The sequence below is a fragment of the Puia sp. P3 genome (assembly GCF_050632245.1).
Taxonomy (GTDB): Bacteria; Bacteroidota; Bacteroidia; order Chitinophagales; family Chitinophagaceae; genus Puia.
Genome location: NZ_CP192583.1, coordinates 3,976,590 through 3,998,070 on the forward strand (window position 1 = coordinate 3,976,590; position 21,481 = coordinate 3,998,070).

Consider the following 21,481-nt stretch of genomic DNA (forward strand, 5'->3'; position numbering starts at 1 on the left):
AAAACCGGCGCACTGCCGGTTTTTTTGTCCTCCTTCATGGGCATCCCATCACCTAAAGGCTGAAATCCAACGGAAAATCCACCTTCAGCGCCAGATTCCTTCCCATATTATGGATCCCATGCGCGGGATTCGTATCGTCCGCGCTATACAGGAAATACTTCAACCGGCTCATATGATCGAAATACGCCACGTCGAACAGATTATTCCCCATCACATAGATATTGCAGATCGTCCTCCCTTTTCCATTCGTGATCCCCGCGCCGACTCCCGCATTGAATAAAGCATACCCCGAAGTAGCCGACTCCGTATTATCCGCCAGATAGGCCCTGTTCTGACTCGCATACCAGGCCAGCTGCACCCTGACAAACCCATTCACAAGATGATGCGACCGGGAAGCCCAGTCCAGCCGCAGCTCGGACAATCCATGCACCGGCGGAATAAATGGAAGATACTTGTTGCTGTCCGTCCTCAGCTTGGGATCGATCCCCTTGTTCAACCCAAGTACCGCCGAAACGGTATTCTCAAAATGCAAACTCCGCAAAAAATGAATATCCAGACTGGCTTCCCCGCCATAAAGCTCCGCCTTACCCTGCTGGAATTTATAGACGGGCACACCGCCGATGGTGGAATCCCCGCCCGCAAGACCGGTCAGCCGCTGATTGAAGATATAGTTGGACAGCTGGTTGTTAAACACGCTCAACGATGCCCCGACAAACGGCGACGTATATTCGAGCCCCAGATCCTGCTGAAAACTGAACTCCGGCTTGAAATCCCCGCTGCCTATCTGGTAGATGCCCGTCCCCGGATGAACCCCATTGGCCCCGATCTCCGCTATATTCGGCGCCCTGAAACCACGCGCGACATTGGCCTTCACCGCCAGCCGCTCCGTAAAATTATACGTGGCGCCGATACTCCCCGTAAAACCAGAAAAGGTATGATTGTATGCAGCAAAATGAAAATCCGCCCCCGCAGTATCCGCCCCCGTCACCGGCCTATCAAAGCCCGTCACCGGATCAGGCCGGGAATAAAGCCCGAAATTCTTAAAACTACGACTGTCATACCTCGCGCCCCCCGCAATATCCAGCTTGCCAAAACTCTTCTTCAGCAGAGCAAAAGGCCCCACGTCGAACTGATGATAGGAAGGGATCACGAACTCCGTCCCGCTGGTGACATTGTTGCCCTGGTACATCCCATTCACACCCAGCGCCAGACTCCAGCCGTCCAATTCGGGCAGATAGTACTTGACATCGTAGGACCAGGTATTCAGCTTCAGATACAGCCCCGCCACTTCCTGATAAGGTATCTCCGGATGACTGTACTCCCGCCTGACGCTGCGCTGATAACCGATATTGACCGCCAGCCGGCTGTCTCCCAGCACAAAATTATTCGTCAGATAGGCGCGGTAGTGCTGTACGTGCTGGTGCAGCGGAGTCATGCTATAGGACTTCAGCGCCGCATCGGACGCTACCACATAGTCGCCGGCCTCCGTCACCTGCTGCATGAACTTCCCAGTCGCCGAATCCCTCGTACCATCCGGTATCTCCTGCAGATCGTCGAACAACGACAGGCTCAGGTGAGAATAACCCCACCCACGGTGCAGCCCCAGCGCCAGGTTGGCGTCGGTCTCGTTATATGCCGTGTTGAATACCCTGCCGTCGACTTTGTTCTGATAATTGGTCGCCTGCTTGTGCGAGAGCCGGGCCATCCACTCGAATCCGTTCTTTGTCGAAGCGATCATCTCCGATCCGCCATAAAGACCGTTATTGGTCTGATACTCCGCCTGCACATCCCCGATGATCTTTCCTTCCGGGGCCGCCGGAGTAGGTATCAGATTGACCACGCCCGCAAGCGCATCCGAACCATAGGTCAAGCTCGCCGGTCCCTTGATCACTTCTATTCTGTCGACCCCGTACTGGTCAACCTCGATGCCATGCTCATCGCCCCACTGCTGCCCCTCCTGCCGTACGCCGTCGTACAGCGTGAGGATTCGGTTATAACCCAGCCCGCGGATAAAAGGCTTCGAAACATTGGGCCCCGTAGTCAGCGCGCTTACCCCCGGTACCTTTGCAATGGCATCGATGATATTGGAGCTGAGATTGGTGGCGATGTATTCGTGATCGACGGCAACTATCGGCACCGGACTCCTCTTGATCTGCGTCGCCTTGGACAGCCCCGTCACCACCACCGGACTTTCCTCCACGAACTGGTCCGAAAGAACAAAATCCTGACTCACCGGACCACTGATCGTCAGCGTCCTCGTCAATAACTTATACCCGACAGAACGCACCTCGACCAGAAAACTGCCCGAAGGCAGATTACTGAACTTGTAATAACCCGAACTATCCGTTACCACACCCAGTCTAAGGTCAGGTATGTAGACGGTAACCCCCGGAAGACCGGCTCCTTTATCCTTATCAGTAACCCTGCCGGACAAAACACCACCAGCCGGCTCGGCAATAGCAGAAAAATAACTGCCTGCAAAAAGCAATAGACAATAGAAAGAATTCATGATTAATTTAATTCCTTTGATAAAATAGAAGACTAAGCGACGTATCTATCAAAGGAAGGCGGCCCACGAAGCCCGAAAATAAAAGGAGGGAAAAAATAATACTGGTCGTCCGCGCGCCTGTCATACTCTTCCCGATAAACACGCGGAGCCGGTAGAGCAAAACCGACCGGAATGACCAAATAGGAAAGCTCAACTACCAGATTGTCCACCCGACAAAAAAACCGGCCCGCGTAAGCAGGTCGGTCTTAAAAGTGCTCAGCGCCAGATGCCTGTCCGAGTGACGGGCAACCACGGCGTGGATCGCAATCCTGGGCGTCATACCCAGCGCAAACAGCGCGAGCATCACCACCGTCAGCAAATGTCGTATCGTGCGAAGTCGAATCAGGCAGTCATTTTTGAAACAATGTTGCAGACGCAACAGGGTTGCAAAATAAGGATTATTTCCGAAACCGGAAATATAAGATCAGCCCGATCCCCACCATTAACACCTGAATAACAGCCCAAAACATCGTACTGGCGTCCCGGACGGTCTTCCCGCCCCAGTCCATAAAATGGTGCTTGTGGAAGACCGAAAAGCTCCATCCCTCCGCATAGGCTCCGTCATCCATCCGCGCCGCCAGCTGCCCGCTGCAGGTCTCGACATACCAGCGTGGATGACCAGCGCCAGGATAGCTCGCCCGCCACACCGGTAGCCGCTTGTCCGTGAAGTTATACTCATCGTTGAATGCCACCACCTTCTTCATATCAGGAGGCGTCGGCTTCCCGCTAAGAACACCCGCCAAAAATGCACCATACCGCCGGTCTCCGTCGGGCAACACAGAATAATCGGCTGTACCCACATACACAACCTTCGGTCCGCTGGCCTTCCCGTCCTTCATCAGGTCCTTCACACCCACGGCCCGTTCCGGCATCAGACTCACCCGCCAGTAATTCCTCCCCTCCATCTTCACAAGCCTCAGATCACCCACCTGCCCCCCGACGGCCGAACCCAACCTGGAAAAATCAACCACCCCCTCATCCGCGCCAAACCGCTGCTCGACTCCTACCACCTTCTCCTCCGGCCCCGTCGCTTCCGATAACGCCTGCCACGCGCCGCTGAACGACCAGAACAATGTAAACAAAGCCGCCACAACCGCCGTATACCGGTGCAGCCTGCGAACACCCGCACGCGGCGTCCTCAGCCAAAAGAACAAGAACACCCCCAGCAGCACCGTACAAAACGCCAGCCCGGCCACCAGAAATATCACCACATCCTTCCACCTTCCCATCACATCGAGCCAGCCCCAGGTATGCAGCAGCCTGAATACTTCATCGAACACCGCCCGCCTGTTGTCCATCGCAAACGAGAACCGGTCCTGCGTCGTTTCCACATAGATCCTTATCCCATCCGCGCGCGCAAACGATACCCGATATACAGGCAACAGCCGGTTGATAGACTTATATTCCTTATCGTACGCCTTCACCGATGAAACATTAGCCACCTTCGCCCCACGACCTGGATTCAGCACACACTCGGTTGCGTCGCCACAACAATCCGGCGCCGAAGCATCCACCGCAGCTGCCGTCCTCACACCGGACCTCGAAACATCCCCCTCTAAAAAATACCGCGCTAAATACTGCGCATACAACCAGTCTCCTGCCGTCAAAACATTCCCGTTCGTACAGCTGAGATACACCGGCTCGCCGGCACGAACCTGCACCTGATAAAACCAGTTCGTATCGATATGTATCAGCCGCGCCGACAAAAAGCTATCCAGGCGATGCCGCCGCAACGCCTCCGGCAACGACACCCGCAACCGCAAAGGATCCACCGGCAATAAAGGCCAGCCCTGCGTCGCAACAGCCGGCCGGATATTGGTCATCAACGGATGCATAAATCCGCTGGAAGCCCACAACAGGACCGGAAATGCAATAATTATCGAAAGGCTGCGATGCAGCTTATATATTTTCTTCATTAGGATGCTACTTTAAGAAATGCCATAACAAACCCACAGTCACCTCCCGCGGGTCACCCAGATTGTAACTGTAGCCATACACAGACTTTGTCGCCAGCGCCGCATAGTATTTGTTGAAGGCATTCAGCGCATTCACCCATATTTCGAAAGCTCCCATCTGATACCCCGTGCGGAAATTGACGATATCAAAACCGCCGTACTGCCTCGTATTCGCGTCATCCATCCAGTACTTCCCCAAATGCTGCCACTCCACCCCCAACCGGAAACCCTTCAAAAAAGAAGGCCGCCAGGTCAGTTCGGAATTTCCGATAAAATGCGGAGCCGCTGCCATCTGCCTACCACTATAGTCCTGACCATTCTCATACTGCACGACAAACACGTGGTCCGCATTCGTCCCGCTGACCCGAAACGTCCACTCCTCCGAAGGCCTCAGCGTAAGTCCATACTCGACACCGGTATGTTTGGTCTTGCCGGAATTCTGGTTGATAAAGGTTCCGTCATTCTGCCGCACCGAAATGATCTGGTTCGTCCCGTCGAGGCGATAAACGCTCCAGTCGGCATAGACCAGGCCCTGCCACAACGAAAGCCACCCACCGGCCTCATAGTTGAAAAAGGTTTGCGGCTTCAGATAGGGCACCTTTACCCCGTTGTACAGGTCCGTCACCTGCGGCGGAACATAGCCCTGGCTGTAGTTGGTATAAAAGCCCACACCCCTGATATTATAGGTCGCACCTACCTTCGGCGTCACCCTGTTGAAATCATTTCGGGTATTGGACGAACCCGTCGACGCTGACGGCGGCAGAAAATTGCGGAAATTATAATGGAAGAAATCATACCTGACCGCAGCCACCAGCTTCAGCCCCTTCAAAGGACTCATCTCATAATTCAGATAGGATGCCGCATTGGTGATCCCCGTGGAATAGTTGCTCAGCAGCGAGTCGGTCGGCGTATAGCTGCCATAGTTACCCTTGTCGTCGCGCTGTATCCGGATATAGCGGGCGTAATAGCTGCTCGGGCTGATATCGGTGCTGAGCCCCGCGATCAGACGACTCCCCAGCCAGCGCCAGCGCTGCTGGTGCTGCAGTACCGCCAGCCAGCTGTGAAAACTGTTGTCGTTGATCTGTCCGTTCGCCAGCAGCGGATTGCTCCTGCTGTTGCTGATAAAGTACGACGGATTCTGTCCAACAGAATTACTTCGGTATGCGAACGCCAGCTGCGTCTCGGCCGCCTGTGCCCACCGGTAGACCAACTGCGACTTCGCCCGCCAGGCCTCCACCTTCCGGTAGGTAAAGGAATACGGCGTGTTGTAGTTGTGCCGGGCAAAATGCGCACTGTCCAGCGAACCATACATATCGCTGTAGTAGTTGATATAGGTAAGCGTATTGGTCCAGGTCAGTTTGTCATTTGCATGAAGATCGGACCGCAGGGTTATCGCCGTCTTGTGAAAGTCACTATACTGAATGGGGCCGTTGGTCCGGTTGGCATAGTACCCGCTGGCAATAAATCCCCATTTGCCCGCCGTTGTCCCCACCTGCGCGTCGGCCCGCCGGTAGCCGTTGTTATTCCCCTGGACGCTCACATACCCCTTCCAGTCCGCGGGCGGCGCCTGCGTAATGACATTGACCGCTCCCCCGATCGCTTCCGCGCCATACAGCGACGAGGCCGGGCCGCGGATCACCTCGATCTGCCGCGTGGCAGCCGAGTTCATCTCCAGCAATGCATTGTGATTGTATACCCCCGTAGTCCGAATGGGGATGCCGTCTTCCAGATACAAAAAAACACTGGCCGTACTCATCGGCTGACGAATACTCATCTCGTGCTGCTCATTGCCCAGATCGACCATAAAAACCCCGCTCACCTTATTGAGCAGCTGATCCAGCTGATTCGCCTTCGTATCGGCAATAGTCTTTGAATTAATGATCCCAATGGCGATAGGAGCCTCGGTTCGCTTTTGCGCCGTTCGGCTCGCCGTAACCACCATAAGGTCAAGCTGCGTGGTATCCTGCGCCAGGCAACACATCACGTGTGAAACCAGCACAGCCACCAGCCCATACTTATATGATCTAAACATGGTTGTTGGTTGAAGTTGGAAATAGGATCTGAAAAGAAACTAAGCCAACAACCAGTCAGGGGGATGGAAAATAGAAAGGGGGCGGTCCACCGGCCGGGAGCCGGCAATAATGGGATAATCCCGTTCGACAAATACTACACCGGGAATCACGAGACTCGGATAGAACGATTTCGAAGACAACACCTCGTTCCTGCCGTCCTGCCGCACCTCCTTATCTCCGTTGCTTCTTTCTTCCTGGAGGATACGCTTGTCCAACTGGCACCGGCCCTCGCAATGGACAGCCGTATTGAACCGGTTGATACAAAGGTTGCGCGCGATATAATCCCTGTTGGCGTAGAACTCCGCGACGACGATCATCTTGCTGAAGCACTGCAGCATCATCGCAAACAGCACAACGCTGATGACCAGTTGCCCAAAACGCAATATGGTTACAGGATATCTGAACACGCAGCGCAAAGCTACCTCTCCACCGTCCATCTACCAAATCCTATTTTTTCCCCTTCGCCCGGGTCCTTGCCGCCTTCTTCGCCGATTCACTGCGGGATGCCGCAGTCCTGTTCATAGCCGCCGAATGCGCCTGCCGCGAAATGGCCTTCGGCGAGGCCGCCTCCGTCCCCTCCTTCTTCATCGCCTTCGTACTCGCCCTCGACCTGGTCGGAGAAACCGGCTCATGCCGCTGCCCCTTCTTGTACGCACTCTTCTCACTCCTCCTCGTCTTTTCCGAAGTAGTCCCCTTCGCCTGCGGCTTCAGATCCACACCCGCGCGACGCGCCTCCGACGAGGCCGATCGCTACGGCCTGCTTAGCCGACACTGGCCCCGGTATCCCCTCTTCGGATCCTGTCCATCTCCGCCTTTACAAACTCCCCGGCCTGCGTGCCCGCAGACTTACCACTGGGCTTTATCCTGTTTCGCTTTTTCGATAGTCTTCTTATCTGGCATAACCGTAGTTTTTAAAAAGGGCAGCAATCCCTGTGCCCGCACCCAAACCATCCCTGTGCCCGCACCCAAACAATCCATGTTCCTTCACCGAACAACCCTTGTATCGAATCCGAACAACCCAACCTACCCAAAGAACCCCAACCACCTGAACCACAATTCCCAGTAAACTTGGTATCTCTTTTGTCACACCAACACCATGCTCAACAACTTCACCAGACTCGCCTGGCGCCGCCTGACCAGAAACAAGGCCTTCTCCCTGATAAATATCCTCGGCCTCTCAGTAGGGCTTAGCTGCTGTATGCTGATCACACTGTACATCTGGCACGAGAACAGCTACGACACCTACCATCCCAACATCGACCGGCTCTACCAGGTAGGGACGATCGACATCGCCCACGGAAAAGAGACCCGCTTTTATGGCTGTCCCGCACCGCTGGCCGGCCTGGTCCGCCAGACCTTTCCCCAGGTCGAAGCCACAGCCCGCATCTGTCGGCTCGTCGGTGAAGACGAGAACCTCATCCAGTATAGTAACCCCAAAGGCGAAACCCGTTCCTTCTACGAAGACAACGGCATGATGGCCGACTCCGGCTTCTTCCACCTCTTTCACTACGATTTTACCGAAGGCAACGCCTCCACGGCCGTCAGCGGCCCATATTCGATCGTCCTGTCCAAAGATATCGCCGACAAGCTGTTCAGCGGCCAGCCCGCAGTTGGCAAGACCGTCCACATCGTCAGCCAGCAGAACGGCGATCACGACTATACGGTGACCGCAGTCTTCCGGCCAATGGACAAACCCTCGCATATCAACGGCCGCTTCTTCGTATCCATGTATGGCGGGCGTATCGGCGACTACATCCGCCGCACCAACCTCAGCATGGCGATCAACTATTTCTTCGTTACCTATATCCGGCTCAAACCCGGCGCCGACCCCACACAGATCGACAAGGCCTTCCCCGCCTTCGTCGATACCTATGAAGGCGAAGACCTTAGACAAGGCGGCTTCGGCCGCCGGCAATTCCTGCTAAAGGTCCGCGACATCCACCTACACGCCAACATGCCCTACGGCGACGTCACCCCTGGCGGCAGCCTGACCTATCTCTACATCCTCTCCTCCATAGCCGTCTTTATCCTGCTGATCGCCTGTATCAACTTCATGAACCTCGCCACGGCCCGGTCGACCAGACAGTCTCTGGAAGTAGGCGTCAGAAAAACACTCGGCGCAGGACGTATCACCATAGTCAGACAATTCCTGGGCGAATCCCTCCTGATGGCCTTCCTCGCACTGGGCGCCGCTGTCCTGCTCGCTATCGGCCTGTTTCCAGCTTTCCAGGGGCTCGCCGACCGCACCATCCATATCCGCCCCGAAACGGTCGTTCTCCTCGGCGCCTGCTTCATCGCGCTGACCATACTCACCGGCCTTATCGCCGGCAGCTACCCCGCCCTGTACCTGTCCTCCTTTCAACCCGTCAAGGTCCTAAAAAGCCGCACGTCCACCTCCCTCGCCGTCAGATCCCTGCGCAAAGTCCTCGTCGTATTCCAGTTCAGCATCTCGATCATCCTCATCGTCGCTGCCATCATCATCGGCAAACAGATGCACTACCTCCGCACCACCGACATGGGGTTCAATAAGGACCAGCAACTGATCCTATCCCTTCGCGGCGACCTGCGCCAAAAATATACAACGGTAAAAAAGAAATAGACCGCATCCCGGGCGTGATCGCCAGCGCGGGCTGTACACAATTCCCCGGCATCTATTCGCCGGGCGACGACCTGCTCTACGCCGAAGGCCACTCAAAAACCGACAACCACCACGTATACATCAATTATGTCGACTTCGACTATATGAAGATGATGGGCTTCCGGATGATCTCGGGACACGCCTTCTCCTCCAACTTCCCCCGCGACAGCGTCGACGGTATCATTCTCAACGAAACCTCCGTCCGCGAACTGGGCTACGACCCCGCCACCTGCGTCGGCAAAAAAGCGTATTCCGCCCTGCCTTTTTCATCCGGCGTCCCCGTCCGCATCGTCGGCGTGATGAAAGACTTTCACTTCGAAGACCTCCACAACCCCATCACCGGCATCGGCCTCGAAATCTTCAGCGACCCCAAATACACCTATATTACGGCGCAGATAGACAAGAATCGCATCCGGCCGACTATCGCCGCTATACAGCAGGTCTGGCAGCAGATATTCCCCGACACACCATTCGACTATACCTTCCTCGACGAACGCTTTCAAAAGAACTACCAGGCAGACCAGCGGATGGCCGACCTCGTTGCCTGGGCCACCGGCATCGCAATATTCGTATCCTGCCTCGGCCTCTTCGGCCTGGCCGCATTCAGCGCAGAACAACGTACAAAGGAAATAGGCATCCGTAAAGTACTCGGCGCCAGCGAGGGCAGCATCGTCGCCCTACTCTCCCGCGACTTCCTCAGGCTCGTAGCCCTCGCGGTACTCATCGGCTCACCGGCAGGCTGGTACGTGATGCAAAAATGGTTACAGAGCTTCGCCTATCGCACCGGCATCGGATGGACGGTCTTCGCGCTCACCGCAGGGACAGCCCTCGTGATCGCCGTCATTACGATCAGCTCGCAGGCCATACGCGCCGCCCTGGCCAACCCGGTAAAAAGCCTGCGAACCGAATAATATCACCCCACCCGCCGCAATGAGCCCAAAACACTAAGATTCCGGGGGCCCTCCCCCGGGATCCTTTTTCTCTTTCACCCGCCCAGCCTCTTTCAGCGCATTATGCAGGATCCACTCTATCTGTCCATTGACACTGCGGAACTCATCGGCCGCCCATTTCTCGATGGCCTTCATCATCGCCGCATCTACCCGCAGCGCAAAAGACTTTTTCTCCGCCGCCATGCATTAATGATTTAGTGTCCCCGTATTCACCACCGGCTGCGACTCCCTGTCACCACAGAGAACCACCATCAGATTGCTGACCATCGCCGCCTTCTTTTCCTCGTCCAGCTCGATGATCTGCTTGGATGACAGAAGATTCAGCGCGCTCTCCACCATCCCTACCGCACCCTCCACGATCTTATGCCGCGCAGCCACCACCGCAGAAGCCTGCTGCCGCTTCAGCATAGAATGCGCGATCTCCGGCGCATAGGCCAGGTGCGTGATCCTCGCCTCCACTACCTCGATACCGGCAATCCCCAGCCGCTCGTCGATCTCCCTCTCCAGCGTATTGTTGACCTCGTCAAAATCAGTGCTCAGCGTGACGGTCGCCTTCTCATCCTCGAAATGGTCATAGGCATAGGTCGCCGCCAGCTTGCGGACGGCCGAATCGGTCTGCACCCGGATAAAATTGACGTAGTCGTCCACCTGAAAACAGGCCTTATAGGTGTCCTTGATCCGCCAGACCAGAATTACACTGATCATGACAGGATTACCCAGCCGGTCATTCACCTTCTCCTTCTCGCTCTCGAAATTGCGCGCCCGCACCGATACCGTCACCCGCTTGTAAAAAGGATTCACCCAGAAAAGACCGCTCTGCCGAACGCTGCCCTGATAGTCGCCAAACAACAGCATCAGCGCCGCCGAGTTGGGATTGATAACTATCAGCCCCTTGCCCAGATAGGCGATGACAGCCACTATCGCGATAAATATGCCCACGACCGGAGCCGTAGTGACCGACAGGAAAATGAGTAAAGCAAATAAGCCTATCATGACAACAACTACACTATACCCACTTGATAGGTTTGAGGATTACCTCCGATTTAGAAGTGTCCATAATTTTATGATATTAAAATGATATCATAAAGATATACCGCGCCGGAGCAAAATCCAAGCGGTTTGGGACGAACGGCAAAAAACATTTTACCGACCCCGCGTGTTACTTATCAACTATGCAAAAGAACCTTCGCCTCAGCGTACTCGACCAAACCCCCATCCGCAAAAACAGCGACGCTCCCGCTGCCCTTCAGGAATCGATCCGCCTGGCAAGACTGACCGACCGCCTCGGATATACCCGCTACTGGCTTTCCGAACACCATAATACCACCACCCGGCAGGGGCCGCCCCGAAATACTCATCGCCCGCCTGGCGGCAGAGACAAAAGGCATCCGCGTCGGCTCCGGCGGCATCATGCTGCCCAACCATTCGACACTAAAGGTGGCCGAGAACTTCCGCCTGCTCGAAGCCCTCTACCCCGGCCGTATCGACCTTGGCATCGGCCGCGCCCCCGGCGGAGACAGACTGACCGCCCAGCTGCTCAACCCCACCAATACATTCGACCCGCAGGAATATATCAAACAGATCAGGGATCTCCACGCCTTCCTCACCGATACCCCCACACCCGGCACCTTCGAAGGAAAGATCCGCGCCATACCAAAGATCGACACGGTCCCTTCACTCTGGATGCTGACCTCCAGCGGAGAAAGCGCATTTCTCGCCGCCCACTACGGCATGGCCCTTTGCTACGCCCAGTTCATCAACCCCTCCGGCGGCCCCTCGGCCGTACAGGCCTACCGCCACCGTTTCAAAGCCTCGGACGAACTCTCCGAACCCCAGGCCAGCGTAGGCATTTTTGCCTTCTGCTCCGACGACGAAGAAAAGGTACAGCAGACCCAGGCCCTCGTAGACTACCGCCTCCTCGGCTTCGAAAAAGGAAACTTCGACGAAATACCGACCTATGCCGCCGCCAGCGCCTATAACTATACGCCCGCCGAATGGCAGCGCGTGCTCTACAACCGCCAGCGCACCGCCATCGGCACCCCTGACAATATCCGCCAACAGCTGGAAAACCTCGCCGAAGAATTTGACGTCGATGAGATCGTCATCTCCACCTTCACAGAAAAGGCCGAAGACCGGCTCCGCTCGTACGAGCTGCTTGCCGAAATCTTCGACCTCCAGCCAAGGGCATATACCGCCGCGCCCGCAGTCGGACGATCCGGGCTGTAAAATATCCGTATTTTTAGGAAAATTTGCCGCATTGAAAATTACGACCTCCGCCTTCGTACTCGTGCTCCTTTCCGGGGCCACCATCAAAGCCCAAATCAAACCGACCCAAAACCAACCCAACATTATATTCATCCTCGCCGACGACCTCGGCTACGGCGACGTTGGCTATCAGGGTCAAACAAAGATCCAAACCCCCAACATCGACAACCTCGCCCGCCAGGGCATGCGCTTCACCCAGTTCTACGCCGGCTCCACCGTATGCGCCCCCTCGAGGGCCAGCCTGATGACCGGCAATCACACCGGCCACACCCCTATCCGCGGCAACCGCGGCTTCAAACCAGAAGGACAGTTCCCCCTGCCCGACTCCGCCACAACCATCGCCGCTATTCTCCAACAGCACGGCTACACTACCGGCATCTTCGGCAAATGGGGACTCGGCTACCCCGCTTCGGGCAGCACACCGACAACAAAAGGCTTTACAAATTTCTTTGGATACAATTGCCAGACCGAGGCCCACAACTACTACCCCGATCACCTCTGGGATAACGATAAACGACTCGACCTGCCGGACCACCCCTACTCCGCCGATCTTATCCACCAGCACGCGATGCAATTTCTAAAAGCGCAAAAAAACAACCCCTTCTTCCTCTTTCTCACCTATACCATTCCACACGCTAACCTCCAGGGCCCCCACGACAGCATCTATGACCACTACGCCGCGCAGTTCCACGAATCAGGCCCGGCGCCCCACACCAATTTTGCCAGCATGGTCTCCAGACTCGACCACTACGTCGGCGAGATCGTAGCCCAACTCAAAGCACAGGGCCTCGACAGGAATACCCTCATCCTCTTCTCCAGCGACAACGGCCCCCACCACGAAGGCGGCGGCGATCCCGATTTTTTAATAGCAGCGGCAACCTCCGCGGTATCAAACGCGACCTATACGAAGGCGGCATCCGCGTCCCCTTCATCGCAGTGTGGAAAGACAGGATCAAACCCGGCTCGGTCAACAACAACCCCACGCCCTTCTGGGACCTCTTCCCCACCTTTGAAGAACTCGCGGGCTCCGCCCCTACCCACAATATCGACGGGCTCTCCATCCTCCCCGCACTGGAAGGAAAGGACGCACAACGGCAACACCAATATTTATACTGGGAATTTCACGAATCAGGAGGTAGACAGGCCGTCCGCTGGGGCAAATGGAAGGGCGTCAGGCTCAACGTCAACACTGCCGACTACCCGACGCTGGAACTTTACGATCTGACTAACGATCCAAAAGAACAACACGACGTAGCCGCACAAAACCCCGCCGCGGTAAAACAAATAGAAAACTTCATGCGGGAAGCGCACAGATACAATAAAGACTGGCCACTATTAAAATCCGAAGGGCCACTCCCCACAAAGGAGTGATCACCCCTAACCCATCGTCGAATTCCTCACCTCCAGCCTCGCCGGCAACATCACCTGATCGTCCGGCACGACAATATACTTCTTCTCAAGCCGGCGAAATAACATCGTCGCCGCCTCCTTCCCCATATCATAAGCGGGTTGCGCTATCGTCGTCAACGACGGATTCAGCAGCGACGCCGTCACCAAATTCGAAAAACTGATCACCTTGACATCCTCCGGAATCCTCAGCCCCAGCTCGCGGCAGACATGATACGTCATCACCGCCAGCTTTCTCCACCGAAGCAAATACCCCGTCCGGACGCCGGTCGGATAAAAACAACTCCTTTATGCTCCGGTACGTCTCCTCCTCACTACCGTCACAGCGCACGACCATCCCCGGATCCTCCGGCAACTCCCACTGCCGCAGGGCATTAATATACCCCTCCTGACGCCTGTGCGAAATGCTCAGACTCATCGAGATCGTCAGATGCGCGATCCGGCGGCACCCAGCCTTCACCAGGTGCTCCGTCGCGACATAACCGCTCTCGCAGTCATTGGTCGTCACCTTCGGCGCGATAAAATTGTCGGCGACCCTGTCGAAGAATACCAGCGGAATATTGCGCTGCTGCAGGTCCAGCAAATGACGCGTATCCTTCGTCGACCCGCAAAGACTGACGATGACCCCGTCCACCCGCCCGTTCTGCAAACTGGACGCTACCGCCATTTCCTCGGCTACTTCCTCGTTGGTCAGGTAGATAAGGACATGATAGCCCTTCTCCCGGGCAACCGTCTCGATACCCTTTATGGCCAGGGCAAAGAAATTATTGGCTACCTCAGGGATAACGACAGCAATGGTTCGGCTGCGATGTTTACGAAGACTGCTGGCGTAAGGATTCGGCTGAAAATTCATTTTTCTGGCCAGATCGAAGACGCGCTGTTTGGTTGGAGTGCTGATTTCCCAGCTATCGCGCAACGCCCGGCTGACGGTGGAGACAGACAAATTGAGTTCCTGGGCTAATTGTTTTAAGTTAACCGCGTTCATAATGGCAAGCAGTATGTTTGATGCGTATACAAATTACACAATCAAAAAACTACAAATCATTTTATTTACGAAAACGTTGTAGTAACCACCCCGTTAACAACCTCCTGACCATCCATTCCTTCCCGCAACCGTTTCCGTAAATAAATCACCCCTCCACCGTCTCATTTGACTATAATTTTCACCAACTTGTCGATACCGATTGCCATTATGTAACCATAAACACACACTATGAGACCTCAATTGCTTAAAGTCTCCAGGGAACCCGGACATTCTTTTAGCGTGAGACGGGATCTAGTACCGTACATCAACAACCGCTGGCACTTTCACGCCGAAGTGGAATTGATACACTTCGAAAAAGGACGAGGAAGCCAGTTCGTCGGCGATAGCATGAAAAGATTCATGGCCGGCGACGTCGTCCTGGTCGGCGCCAACCTCCCCCACTACTGGCGCTTCGACGACCACCAGCTTCGACGACGAACCCGACACGCCAACGGACGTACGCGTCGCCCATTTCGGAGAGAACTTCTGGGGCGGATCATTCCTCGACCTCCCCGAGAACATCCAGCTCAAATCCCTTCTCGACAAGGCCAAAAGAGGCCTCCAGATAGAAGGAGAGGCAAAAATGAAGATCGCCTGCCTGCTCGAGCGCCTGCTCGAATCCGAAGGCATGCCCCGCCTCCTCCTGCTAATGGAAGCCCTCCACGTCCTCGCCAGCGCCGACGAAGCTGAACTCCTACCCCTCGCCTCCATCGGATTCAAACACCGCCTGCCCGAAGCCGAACACGAACGCGTCAACCTCATCTACGAGTACAGCATCCAGCACTTCAAACGCGCCATTCAGCTCGAAGAGATCGCAGCCGTTGCCAACATCAGCCCCAATTCCTTCTGCCGGTTCTTCAAGTCACGAACACGCAAGACCTACTCCCGTTTCCTCCTCGAGCTGCGCGTAGGACACGCCTGCCGCCTGCTGATCGAAAACAACCTCAGCATCAAACAACTCTGCTACGAAAGCGGATTTAATAATTTCACCAGTTTCTACAAATACTTTAAATTGATCACCGGTAAAAGCCCCCTGGAATACCAGAGGGAGTTCATGTCCAGTCCCGCGGAACGACGCAGAAAAAAATGCCGGGCCTGAGAACCAAAATCAACACAATGAAATACCTTGCCAGCCTCCTGCTCCTGTCCACTCCATTCTGCCTGAAAGCCCAACATTCCCTCCAAAAACTCTGGGAGACCGATACCATCGTAGCCGTGCCCGAATCCGTTCACCCCGTTCCCGGCCAGCCACAGCTGTACCTCTCCCTTATCGACGGCGGCGGATGGGACGACGACGCCAAAGGCGGCATAGGCCTCCTCGACACCGACGGTACACACTACAACGGCGCCTGGATCACCGGCCTCAGCGCCCCGAAGGGAATGGGCGTGTACGGCGACCGCCTCTACGTTGCAGACATCAACCGCGTCGTCGTCATCGACCGGACAAAAGGCCTGATCCTGAAAAAGATCCCCATCGAAGGCAGCGTCAACCTCAATGACATCAGTGTCGATCCCGCTAACGGTGACGTATATGTTTCCGACTCAAAGACCGGCAAACTCCACCGCATCAAGGGCGATATCCCATCCCTGTATATGCAGGACCTCCCCGGCATCAACGGGCTGAAAGTCTCGCAGAAAGGGTTGTATATCCTCGCCAGGAGGCAGGTGCTGCTCGCCGACGCCGCAAAGAACACCACAAAGATCACCGACCTGCCCAACGGCGGTGACGGCGTGGAAGAAGTGGGCAACGGTGACCTCATTGTCAGCGAGTGGCTCGGCAACGTATTCTACGTTCACGCCGACGGAGAAAAAGAACAACTGCTCGACAGAAAGGCCGAACACAAGAACACGGCCGATATCTGGTATACACAATCCACCCGAACACTCTACGTACCCGGATTCAACGGAAAGACAGTGACGGCCTACAGGCTGGTCACCGAAAAAAAAACTGAATCCAGCCCTCACCAGCTCCGTTCTAAAGTCCAATAACCCCACCCCCTCCGTATTGTCCTGGGACGGCCCCCGCCTCTACTCCTGGCGGGAAAAAGCCCTCGCAGGTGACACACTCGCCCGTAGACTCGTACAAGGGTTGCGCGTTCAGGCAGACAAGCTGCTCGAAATGCAGCCCTTATCCGTTATGGACAAGACCATCACCCCCATCAGCGGCAATAAACACGACTACATGAGCCAGGCCCCCTATTTCTGGTACGACAGCTCAAAACCCAACGGCCTGCCCTATCTCCGCCGCGACGGCGAACGCAACCCCGAGATCTATAAGATCCCCGACCACAGCAACCTCGCCGACCTCGGCGGCGCCCTCCAGCAGCTTCTCACTCTGCTGGTACCTGACCAGCGACACCAAATACTCCGACAAAGCCGCCCTCCTTCTACGCCACTTGGTTCATCGACACCGCCACAAAAATGAACCCACACCTCGACTACGGCCAGGCCATCCCCGGCGTCAACAACGGCCGCGGTATCGGCATCATCGAAACGATCCCCCTGATCGGCATCGCCGACGCCGCCCTCCTGCTCGAAAGCTCACCATCATGGCCAGCCGCCGACGCAAAAGCCCTGCACGACTGGTACGCCCAATACCTCCCACTGGATGCTCACCAGCAAGAACGGCAGCCAAGAACACGCCGCTGCCAACAACCACGGCACCTGGTACCTCGCACAGGCCACCGACTTCGCCCTCTTCACCGGCGACATCGTCACCGCCAGACAACTCGCTGAAGAAGGCAAGGGCAAGCTGGAACACCAGATCGCGGGCGACGGCAGAATGCAGGAAGAACTCGCACGCACCAACGGCCTCCACTACAGTACGTATAACCTCCAGGCCTTTTTCACCCTCGCCCGGCTCGCCGGTCGCGCCGGCGTTGATCTCTGGGGCTACACCAACAAGCAGAACGGCAGTATCCGCACAGCACTCGACTGGCTCCTGCCCTATGCCCTCGGCGAAAAGAAATGGACCTACGAACAGATCAGCGGCTACAACAAGGACGAGATCTACGGACTGGTCCTCCAGGCATCATCGGAATACAAAAACAAATCCTATCTCACAACAGCAAAACAGATCCACCCCGATCGCGGAAATGCAATGACCGAGCTGGCATGGGGAAATTGATACACACAAATTCCACAGGGCATTTGGGTATTAACTTGCAGGGCCGGAAATAAAATTCTGGCCCGCTTTTTTTGTAGTAAGTTGTAATCGCGACAAAACAACTATTTATGGAAATACTTCTACAGCGCTTTTCAGCAGTACTACTGCTGATTACCCTCTTTTGTGCCCACCCGTCAAACGCCCAGGTAAAAGGAGATCCCCATTCACCGGCACCCCCGGAACACAATCACCAAAAACGCCATCGAACCTCAGTCAGGACCTAAAAGACCTCTTCGCCAACCAGCAAAAGCCCCGCACCAAAATCGCACAGCCTTTTGCAAAGCCAACAAAGTCTACGGAGTACTTCAGCAAATTCATGCAGATAAAAGGCGACAAGGTCGTCGTCGACGTGACGGCTAAAGACGATATCGCCACTGCCAAAAAGAACTTCTGCAAGCCGGCGCCACCATCACCGCCGTCTACGGTCGTATGATCTCCGCTGTCGTCCCTATCGCCTCCCTCCCACAACTGGAAGGCAGCACCTCGATCAGATATACCCGACCGGCCTATCGCCCCCTCCATGAGATTAAGCCGGTACCCATGGTCATCAGCCAGGGTGACACCGCCCAACTCTCCTACCTGGCCCGCAAAAAGGCCATATCGAAGGAAAAGGCGTAAAAGTCGGCGTCCTCTCCGATAGCTATAACAACCTCGGCGGAGCCGCTGCCGGCGTAGCACACGGCGAACTCCCCGGCCCCGGCAATCCCCAGAACTACAAAACACCCGTCCAGGTCCTGTCTGACCTCGACTCCGGCGGCACCGACGAAGGCCGCGCCATGATGGAGATCGTCCACGACGTGGCACCCGCAGCCACTCTCGCTTTTCATACCGCCAACAACGGCCAGGCAGACTTTGCCAACGGTATCCTGAAACTCGCCAACTCAGGCTGTCAGGTCATCGCCGACGACGTTTTCTATTACGCCGAACCCTTCTTCCAGGACGGCATCATCGCCCAGGCCGTCGACCAGGCCAAACAACAGGGAGTAGCCTACTTCTCCGCCGCGGGCAACAATAGCATCCGCAGCTATACCGGCGACTACCGGCCGACAAATATATCCCCCTTCGGACCGACCGCCGGAACCGCGCATAACTTCGCCGCCCCCTCCGACCCTGTCCGAATCCTCCAGCCCATCTATATCCCGCCCGGAGGCACCATGATCTCCTCCTTCCAGTGGGACCAGTCCTCCTTCTCCGCCAGCGGCGTAGGCGCCCAGACCGATTTCGATATCTACCTGCTGAATTCTTCCGGCGAAATAATGGCCGTCGGCGGCTCGGACAATATCGCCAGCGGAGACCCCATCGAGGTTTTCGGCTTTACCAACAATACCGCCGACCCCACCTTCTATCTGGCGATCGTGAAATATAAAGGTCCCGACGTCTCGGTGCTGAAATACATCCTCTACGGCGACGCCCTCTTCTACCTCACCAATCCCGCGATACCCGGCATCCTCTCGCCAACCATCGTCGGACACACCAAGGCAGACGGCGCCATCTCGACCGGAGCAGCCTTCTGGCTGCAAACACCGGCCTACGGCGCCGATACACCCGTTGTGGAAAGCTTTTCTTCGGTTGGCGGCGTCCCCAACTACTTCGATACGCATGGCAATCGGATAGCACCCCTCGTCCGTAAAAAGCCCGAGATCGTAGCACCGGACGGCGGCAACACCTCCTTCTTCGACCCCTTCGGCAATGGCGACATCACGGAAGACAAGGACACCTTCCCCAATTTCTTCGGCACTTCCGCGGCAGCCCCCACGCGGCGGGCGTAGCAGCACTGATGATCGACGCGCAGAAAAAGAACACCCTCACGCCCTCTCAGATAAAAGGCATCCTGTCCATGAATACCGGGATATGGATGACCCCAATACACCCGGTTTCGACAAGGGCTTCGACTTCGCCACCGGCTACGGACTCATCAAGGCAACCGACGCCGTAGAACAGGTCAGATTCCCCAACTCATACGTAAAGGACCTTGACCTCAAACCGCTCTGCTCGCCCAACCCGCAGCTCGTCCGTAACTGGCAGATCAACAACCCCAATCCCTTCGAGGTCCCCGTCACCTGGCAGGTCAGCGGTACCAACCAGCAAAGCGCCCTCACCGCGCCTCCGGGCAAGAGTACCTTCTCTACCAGCCCTTCCTATGTCTATGGCATACCGCTACCGCAACTGGTACTGCTCACCTGGCAGGATAATTTCCTCTTCGACCATCTGGACCTCGCCTTCAGTACCACGGCGGTATGCGGCAAAGACGTCCCCTCCGCCGCCAACAGCGATCAGAACCTGACCGCCTCCGGCAAAACACTGCAGAACGGCAAGCCTGCCCTCACCGAAGTATATCCCAACCCGTCTGACGGCATGTTCAAATTATACCTGAGCTCCGACCAGCAGCAGGACGCGACCATGACCCTGTACAGCGCGGACGGCCGCCAGCTGATGACAAGACAGATTGCAGGCGCAACCAACGTCGTCGACATCGACGCCACCAGCTACAAACCCGGCATCTACTTCCTGAAACTCGTCCAGGGCAACCAGGTCAAAACAATAAAACTCGTAAGAAGATAATCAGACACGCAGAACCACCAAAGAAGGGACGTACGTTCAGTACGTCCCTTTTAATATATAGAAGTCGTTGAACCGGACATTCTCGTCCCGCAGATAGCTGGTATTGTTGAGACTCCGGTAGATCCCCCACTTCGGCCGGATAAAGGTCGTACCGTTCCTCCACATATCAATATTCGTATTGCTGTAGGATAGTAGCACCGAATCGTCCCGAAGCCTCGAGATCTTTATCGAATAGGACCCCGCCGTCTTATAGATGATATGTTCCTCTACCTTCACCCACGTTCCCCTGAACGGCGCCAGCGCCACCTGCAGCACCGTCCCCAGACTCGTACTGCTGCTCGATCCTGTATGGATGATCTGCATCTTGTCGGGACTACCGAACCGCGGCGTCAGCGTGATCAGCGGCGCCCCGTCGTCCCCGTCACCGGCCTTTATCTGGTGAATATGGCAGAAACTCGGAGAAGGCTGGAACCCGCTGTCCAGCTTGAACTTCCACATATGCGTGACCGTATCGTTCAGAAAGCCCTTCAGACTATCCGGCGAAGGCCCATAGGTCTTGATCTCGTTCCGCTGCCGGTCGAAAGCCACACAACGGTCGTTGTCGGGCGTCACGTGAATGGTAAAGACAAAAACATATCGGCGCAGGGTACTATCCCAGATCTCGCTGATATGCCGCCCAAAGTCTGGATGCGAACAATCCGGCACCTCTTCGGCATTGCCGCCAAGCACGCTGTCGATCAGTTCATAGGTGTTGCCAGGTCCATTGGCCGAGAGCAGGGCTCCGCGGGCCGGCTTGATGCCATGGTCGATGTCCCAGAAAAGTTTTTGACAGGAGAACAGGATGACGGCCAGCACGACCGGCGTCCCGAATAGGAAGGTCTTCTTCATATGCAA

At 55.9% G+C, this 21,481-nt stretch carries 24 protein-coding genes and 2 pseudogenes; 13 read left to right on the forward strand and 13 right to left on the reverse strand.

Annotation, left to right across the window (positions count from 1 at the left end; all coding sequences use genetic code 11):
• Positions 1-52 precede the first annotated feature (52 nt).
• The 6 genes from ACQ86N_RS24625 to ACQ86N_RS24650 all read right to left on the reverse strand — a co-directional run bounded on the left by ACQ86N_RS24625 (position 53) and on the right by ACQ86N_RS24650 (position 7,292).
• Positions 53-2,509 carry a TonB-dependent receptor gene (locus ACQ86N_RS24625; protein WP_431209353.1) on the reverse strand — a complete coding sequence of 819 codons (2,457 nt, stop codon included), beginning with the start codon at positions 2,507-2,509 and terminating at the stop codon, positions 53-55.
• A 193-nt stretch (positions 2,510-2,702) separates the two neighbouring features.
• Positions 2,703-2,867, reverse strand: a complete 165-nt coding sequence (locus ACQ86N_RS24630) for a hypothetical protein (RefSeq protein WP_431209354.1) — start codon at positions 2,865-2,867, stop codon at positions 2,703-2,705.
• A 79-nt stretch (positions 2,868-2,946) separates the two neighbouring features.
• Entirely contained in the window at positions 2,947-4,464 is a 1,518-nt protein-coding gene (locus ACQ86N_RS24635) for a hypothetical protein (protein WP_431209355.1), read from the reverse strand.
• Between the two features lie 7 nt (positions 4,465-4,471).
• Positions 4,472-6,535 carry a TonB-dependent receptor family protein gene (locus ACQ86N_RS24640; protein ID WP_431209356.1) on the reverse strand — a complete coding sequence of 688 codons (2,064 nt, stop codon included), beginning with the start codon at positions 6,533-6,535 and terminating at the stop codon, positions 4,472-4,474.
• A 39-nt stretch (positions 6,536-6,574) separates the two neighbouring features.
• Positions 6,575-6,982, reverse strand: coding sequence for a hypothetical protein (locus ACQ86N_RS24645; RefSeq protein ID WP_431209357.1), 408 nt, complete (start codon positions 6,980-6,982; stop codon positions 6,575-6,577).
• 40 nt (positions 6,983-7,022) lie between these two features.
• Positions 7,023-7,292, reverse strand: coding sequence for a hypothetical protein (locus ACQ86N_RS24650; protein WP_431209358.1), 270 nt, complete (start codon positions 7,290-7,292; stop codon positions 7,023-7,025).
• A gap of 379 nt (positions 7,293-7,671) precedes the next feature.
• Here ACQ86N_RS24650 and ACQ86N_RS24655 point away from each other — a divergent pair, with 379 nt between their 5' ends.
• Both ACQ86N_RS24655 and ACQ86N_RS24660 read left to right on the forward strand, forming a co-directional pair.
• Positions 7,672-9,174 carry an ABC transporter permease gene (locus ACQ86N_RS24655; RefSeq protein WP_431209359.1) on the forward strand — a complete coding sequence of 501 codons (1,503 nt, stop codon included), beginning with the start codon at positions 7,672-7,674 and terminating at the stop codon, positions 9,172-9,174.
• Positions 9,175-9,188: 14 nt separating this feature from the next.
• Positions 9,189-10,124, forward strand: coding sequence for an ABC transporter permease (locus ACQ86N_RS24660; RefSeq protein WP_431209360.1), 936 nt, complete (start codon positions 9,189-9,191; stop codon positions 10,122-10,124).
• Between the two features lie 33 nt (positions 10,125-10,157).
• Here ACQ86N_RS24660 and ACQ86N_RS24665 read toward each other — a convergent pair whose 3' ends face one another.
• Both ACQ86N_RS24665 and ACQ86N_RS24670 read right to left on the reverse strand, forming a co-directional pair.
• A complete protein-coding gene (locus ACQ86N_RS24665) occupies positions 10,158-10,346 on the reverse strand; it encodes an Arc family DNA-binding protein (protein ID WP_431209361.1) in 189 nt (62 codons plus the stop codon).
• A 3-nt stretch (positions 10,347-10,349) separates the two neighbouring features.
• Positions 10,350-11,156, reverse strand: coding sequence for an SPFH domain-containing protein (locus ACQ86N_RS24670; RefSeq protein WP_431209362.1), 807 nt, complete (start codon positions 11,154-11,156; stop codon positions 10,350-10,352).
• 393 nt (positions 11,157-11,549) lie between these two features.
• Between ACQ86N_RS24670 and ACQ86N_RS24675 the strand changes: the two genes are divergently transcribed.
• The 3 genes and pseudogenes from ACQ86N_RS24675 (at position 11,550) to ACQ86N_RS24685 (ending at position 13,799) form a co-directional block, all read left to right on the forward strand.
• The gene (locus ACQ86N_RS24675) at positions 11,550-12,389 is read left to right on the forward strand and encodes an MsnO8 family LLM class oxidoreductase (protein WP_431217584.1); all 840 of its coding nucleotides are present in this window, start codon (positions 11,550-11,552) and stop codon (positions 12,387-12,389) included.
• A gap of 61 nt (positions 12,390-12,450) precedes the next feature.
• A pseudogene (locus ACQ86N_RS24680) lies at positions 12,451-13,227 on the forward strand (sulfatase-like hydrolase/transferase); the annotation flags it as partial.
• Between the two features lie 137 nt (positions 13,228-13,364).
• Positions 13,365-13,799 carry a sulfatase/phosphatase domain-containing protein gene (locus tag ACQ86N_RS24685; RefSeq protein ID WP_431209363.1) on the forward strand — a complete coding sequence of 145 codons (435 nt, stop codon included), beginning with the start codon at positions 13,365-13,367 and terminating at the stop codon, positions 13,797-13,799.
• Between the two features lie 6 nt (positions 13,800-13,805).
• Here ACQ86N_RS24685 and ACQ86N_RS24690 read toward each other — a convergent pair whose 3' ends face one another.
• From ACQ86N_RS24690 to ACQ86N_RS24700, 3 genes are all read right to left on the reverse strand, one after another.
• Positions 13,806-14,003 (reverse strand): substrate-binding domain-containing protein, encoded by a 198-nt coding sequence (locus tag ACQ86N_RS24690; RefSeq protein WP_431209364.1) that lies wholly within the window; start codon positions 14,001-14,003, stop codon positions 13,806-13,808.
• Positions 13,927-14,820, reverse strand: coding sequence for a LacI family DNA-binding transcriptional regulator (locus tag ACQ86N_RS24695; protein ID WP_431209365.1), 894 nt, complete (start codon positions 14,818-14,820; stop codon positions 13,927-13,929). The genes ACQ86N_RS24690 and ACQ86N_RS24695 overlap by 77 nt, the downstream gene beginning before the upstream one ends.
• Positions 14,821-15,111: 291 nt before the next feature.
• Complete coding sequence (locus ACQ86N_RS24700) at positions 15,112-15,390, reverse strand: hypothetical protein (protein ID WP_431209366.1); 279 nt, start codon at positions 15,388-15,390, stop codon at positions 15,112-15,114.
• A gap of 52 nt (positions 15,391-15,442) precedes the next feature.
• On the opposite strand from ACQ86N_RS24700, the gene ACQ86N_RS24705 reads away from it, so the two are divergent.
• The 6 genes and pseudogenes from ACQ86N_RS24705 to ACQ86N_RS24730 all read left to right on the forward strand — a co-directional run bounded on the left by ACQ86N_RS24705 (position 15,443) and on the right by ACQ86N_RS24730 (position 18,458).
• The gene (locus ACQ86N_RS24705; protein ID WP_431209367.1) at positions 15,443-15,958 is read left to right on the forward strand and encodes a helix-turn-helix domain-containing protein; all 516 of its coding nucleotides are present in this window, start codon (positions 15,443-15,445) and stop codon (positions 15,956-15,958) included.
• 17 nt (positions 15,959-15,975) lie between these two features.
• A complete protein-coding gene (locus ACQ86N_RS24710) occupies positions 15,976-16,848 on the forward strand; it encodes a YncE family protein (RefSeq protein WP_431209368.1) in 873 nt (290 codons plus the stop codon).
• Between the two features lie 16 nt (positions 16,849-16,864).
• A complete protein-coding gene (locus ACQ86N_RS24715; protein ID WP_431209369.1) occupies positions 16,865-17,284 on the forward strand; it encodes an alginate lyase family protein in 420 nt (139 codons plus the stop codon).
• A pseudogene (locus tag ACQ86N_RS24720) lies at positions 17,281-17,394 on the forward strand (alginate lyase family protein); the annotation flags it as partial. The gene ACQ86N_RS24715 and the pseudogene ACQ86N_RS24720, both read left to right, overlap by 4 nt.
• Before the next feature lie 73 nt (positions 17,395-17,467).
• Complete coding sequence (locus tag ACQ86N_RS24725; RefSeq protein WP_431209370.1) at positions 17,468-17,986, forward strand: alginate lyase family protein; 519 nt, start codon at positions 17,468-17,470, stop codon at positions 17,984-17,986.
• 160 nt (positions 17,987-18,146) lie between these two features.
• On the forward strand, positions 18,147-18,458 hold the full coding sequence (locus ACQ86N_RS24730) for a hypothetical protein (RefSeq protein ID WP_431209371.1): 312 nt from the start codon (positions 18,147-18,149) through the stop codon (positions 18,456-18,458).
• A gap of 142 nt (positions 18,459-18,600) precedes the next feature.
• On the opposite strand, the gene ACQ86N_RS24735 is transcribed toward ACQ86N_RS24730, so the two are convergent.
• Positions 18,601-18,819, reverse strand: a complete 219-nt coding sequence (locus tag ACQ86N_RS24735) for a hypothetical protein (protein WP_431209372.1) — start codon at positions 18,817-18,819, stop codon at positions 18,601-18,603.
• Here ACQ86N_RS24735 and ACQ86N_RS24740 point away from each other — a divergent pair.
• Together ACQ86N_RS24740 and ACQ86N_RS24745 are read left to right on the forward strand one after the other, a co-directional pair.
• Entirely contained in the window at positions 18,802-19,794 is a 993-nt protein-coding gene (locus tag ACQ86N_RS24740) for a hypothetical protein (RefSeq protein WP_431209373.1), read from the forward strand. The genes ACQ86N_RS24735 and ACQ86N_RS24740 overlap by 18 nt on opposite strands.
• Positions 19,795-19,876: 82 nt before the next feature.
• The gene (locus ACQ86N_RS24745; protein WP_431209374.1) at positions 19,877-20,587 is read left to right on the forward strand and encodes a T9SS type A sorting domain-containing protein; all 711 of its coding nucleotides are present in this window, start codon (positions 19,877-19,879) and stop codon (positions 20,585-20,587) included.
• 36 nt (positions 20,588-20,623) lie between these two features.
• Here the strand turns inward: ACQ86N_RS24745 and ACQ86N_RS24750 are convergent, their stop codons facing one another.
• Complete coding sequence (locus ACQ86N_RS24750; RefSeq protein WP_431209375.1) at positions 20,624-21,475, reverse strand: hypothetical protein; 852 nt, start codon at positions 21,473-21,475, stop codon at positions 20,624-20,626.
• Between the last annotated feature and the right edge of the window lie 6 nt (positions 21,476-21,481).

What these genes read in the sequence shown, in the direction of transcription:
- ACQ86N_RS24635 (WP_431209355.1), bottom strand. Translation starts at nt 4,464, where the DNA reads ATGAAGAAAATATATAAGCTGCATCGCAGCCTTTCGATAATTATTGCA.
- ACQ86N_RS24665 (WP_431209361.1), bottom strand. Translation starts at nt 10,346, where the DNA reads ATGGCGGCGGAGAAAAAGTCTTTTGCGCTGCGGGTAGATGCGGCGATG.
- ACQ86N_RS24625 (WP_431209353.1), bottom strand. Translation starts at nt 2,509, where the DNA reads ATGAATTCTTTCTATTGTCTATTGCTTTTTGCAGGCAGTTATTTTTCT.
- ACQ86N_RS24740 (WP_431209373.1), top strand. Translation starts at nt 18,802, where the DNA reads ATGATGGAGATCGTCCACGACGTGGCACCCGCAGCCACTCTCGCTTTT.
- ACQ86N_RS24670 (WP_431209362.1), bottom strand. Translation starts at nt 11,156, where the DNA reads ATGATAGGCTTATTTGCTTTACTCATTTTCCTGTCGGTCACTACGGCT.
- ACQ86N_RS24695 (WP_431209365.1), bottom strand. Translation starts at nt 14,820, where the DNA reads ATGAACGCGGTTAACTTAAAACAATTAGCCCAGGAACTCAATTTGTCT.
- ACQ86N_RS24745 (WP_431209374.1), top strand. Translation starts at nt 19,877, where the DNA reads ATGGATGACCCCAATACACCCGGTTTCGACAAGGGCTTCGACTTCGCC.
- ACQ86N_RS24725 (WP_431209370.1), top strand. Translation starts at nt 17,468, where the DNA reads ATGCTCACCAGCAAGAACGGCAGCCAAGAACACGCCGCTGCCAACAAC.
- ACQ86N_RS24710 (WP_431209368.1), top strand. Translation starts at nt 15,976, where the DNA reads ATGAAATACCTTGCCAGCCTCCTGCTCCTGTCCACTCCATTCTGCCTG.
- ACQ86N_RS24750 (WP_431209375.1), bottom strand. Translation starts at nt 21,475, where the DNA reads ATGAAGAAGACCTTCCTATTCGGGACGCCGGTCGTGCTGGCCGTCATC.
- ACQ86N_RS24655 (WP_431209359.1), top strand. Translation starts at nt 7,672, where the DNA reads ATGCTCAACAACTTCACCAGACTCGCCTGGCGCCGCCTGACCAGAAAC.
- ACQ86N_RS24705 (WP_431209367.1), top strand. Translation starts at nt 15,443, where the DNA reads ATGAAGATCGCCTGCCTGCTCGAGCGCCTGCTCGAATCCGAAGGCATG.
- ACQ86N_RS24640 (WP_431209356.1), bottom strand. Translation starts at nt 6,535, where the DNA reads ATGTTTAGATCATATAAGTATGGGCTGGTGGCTGTGCTGGTTTCACAC.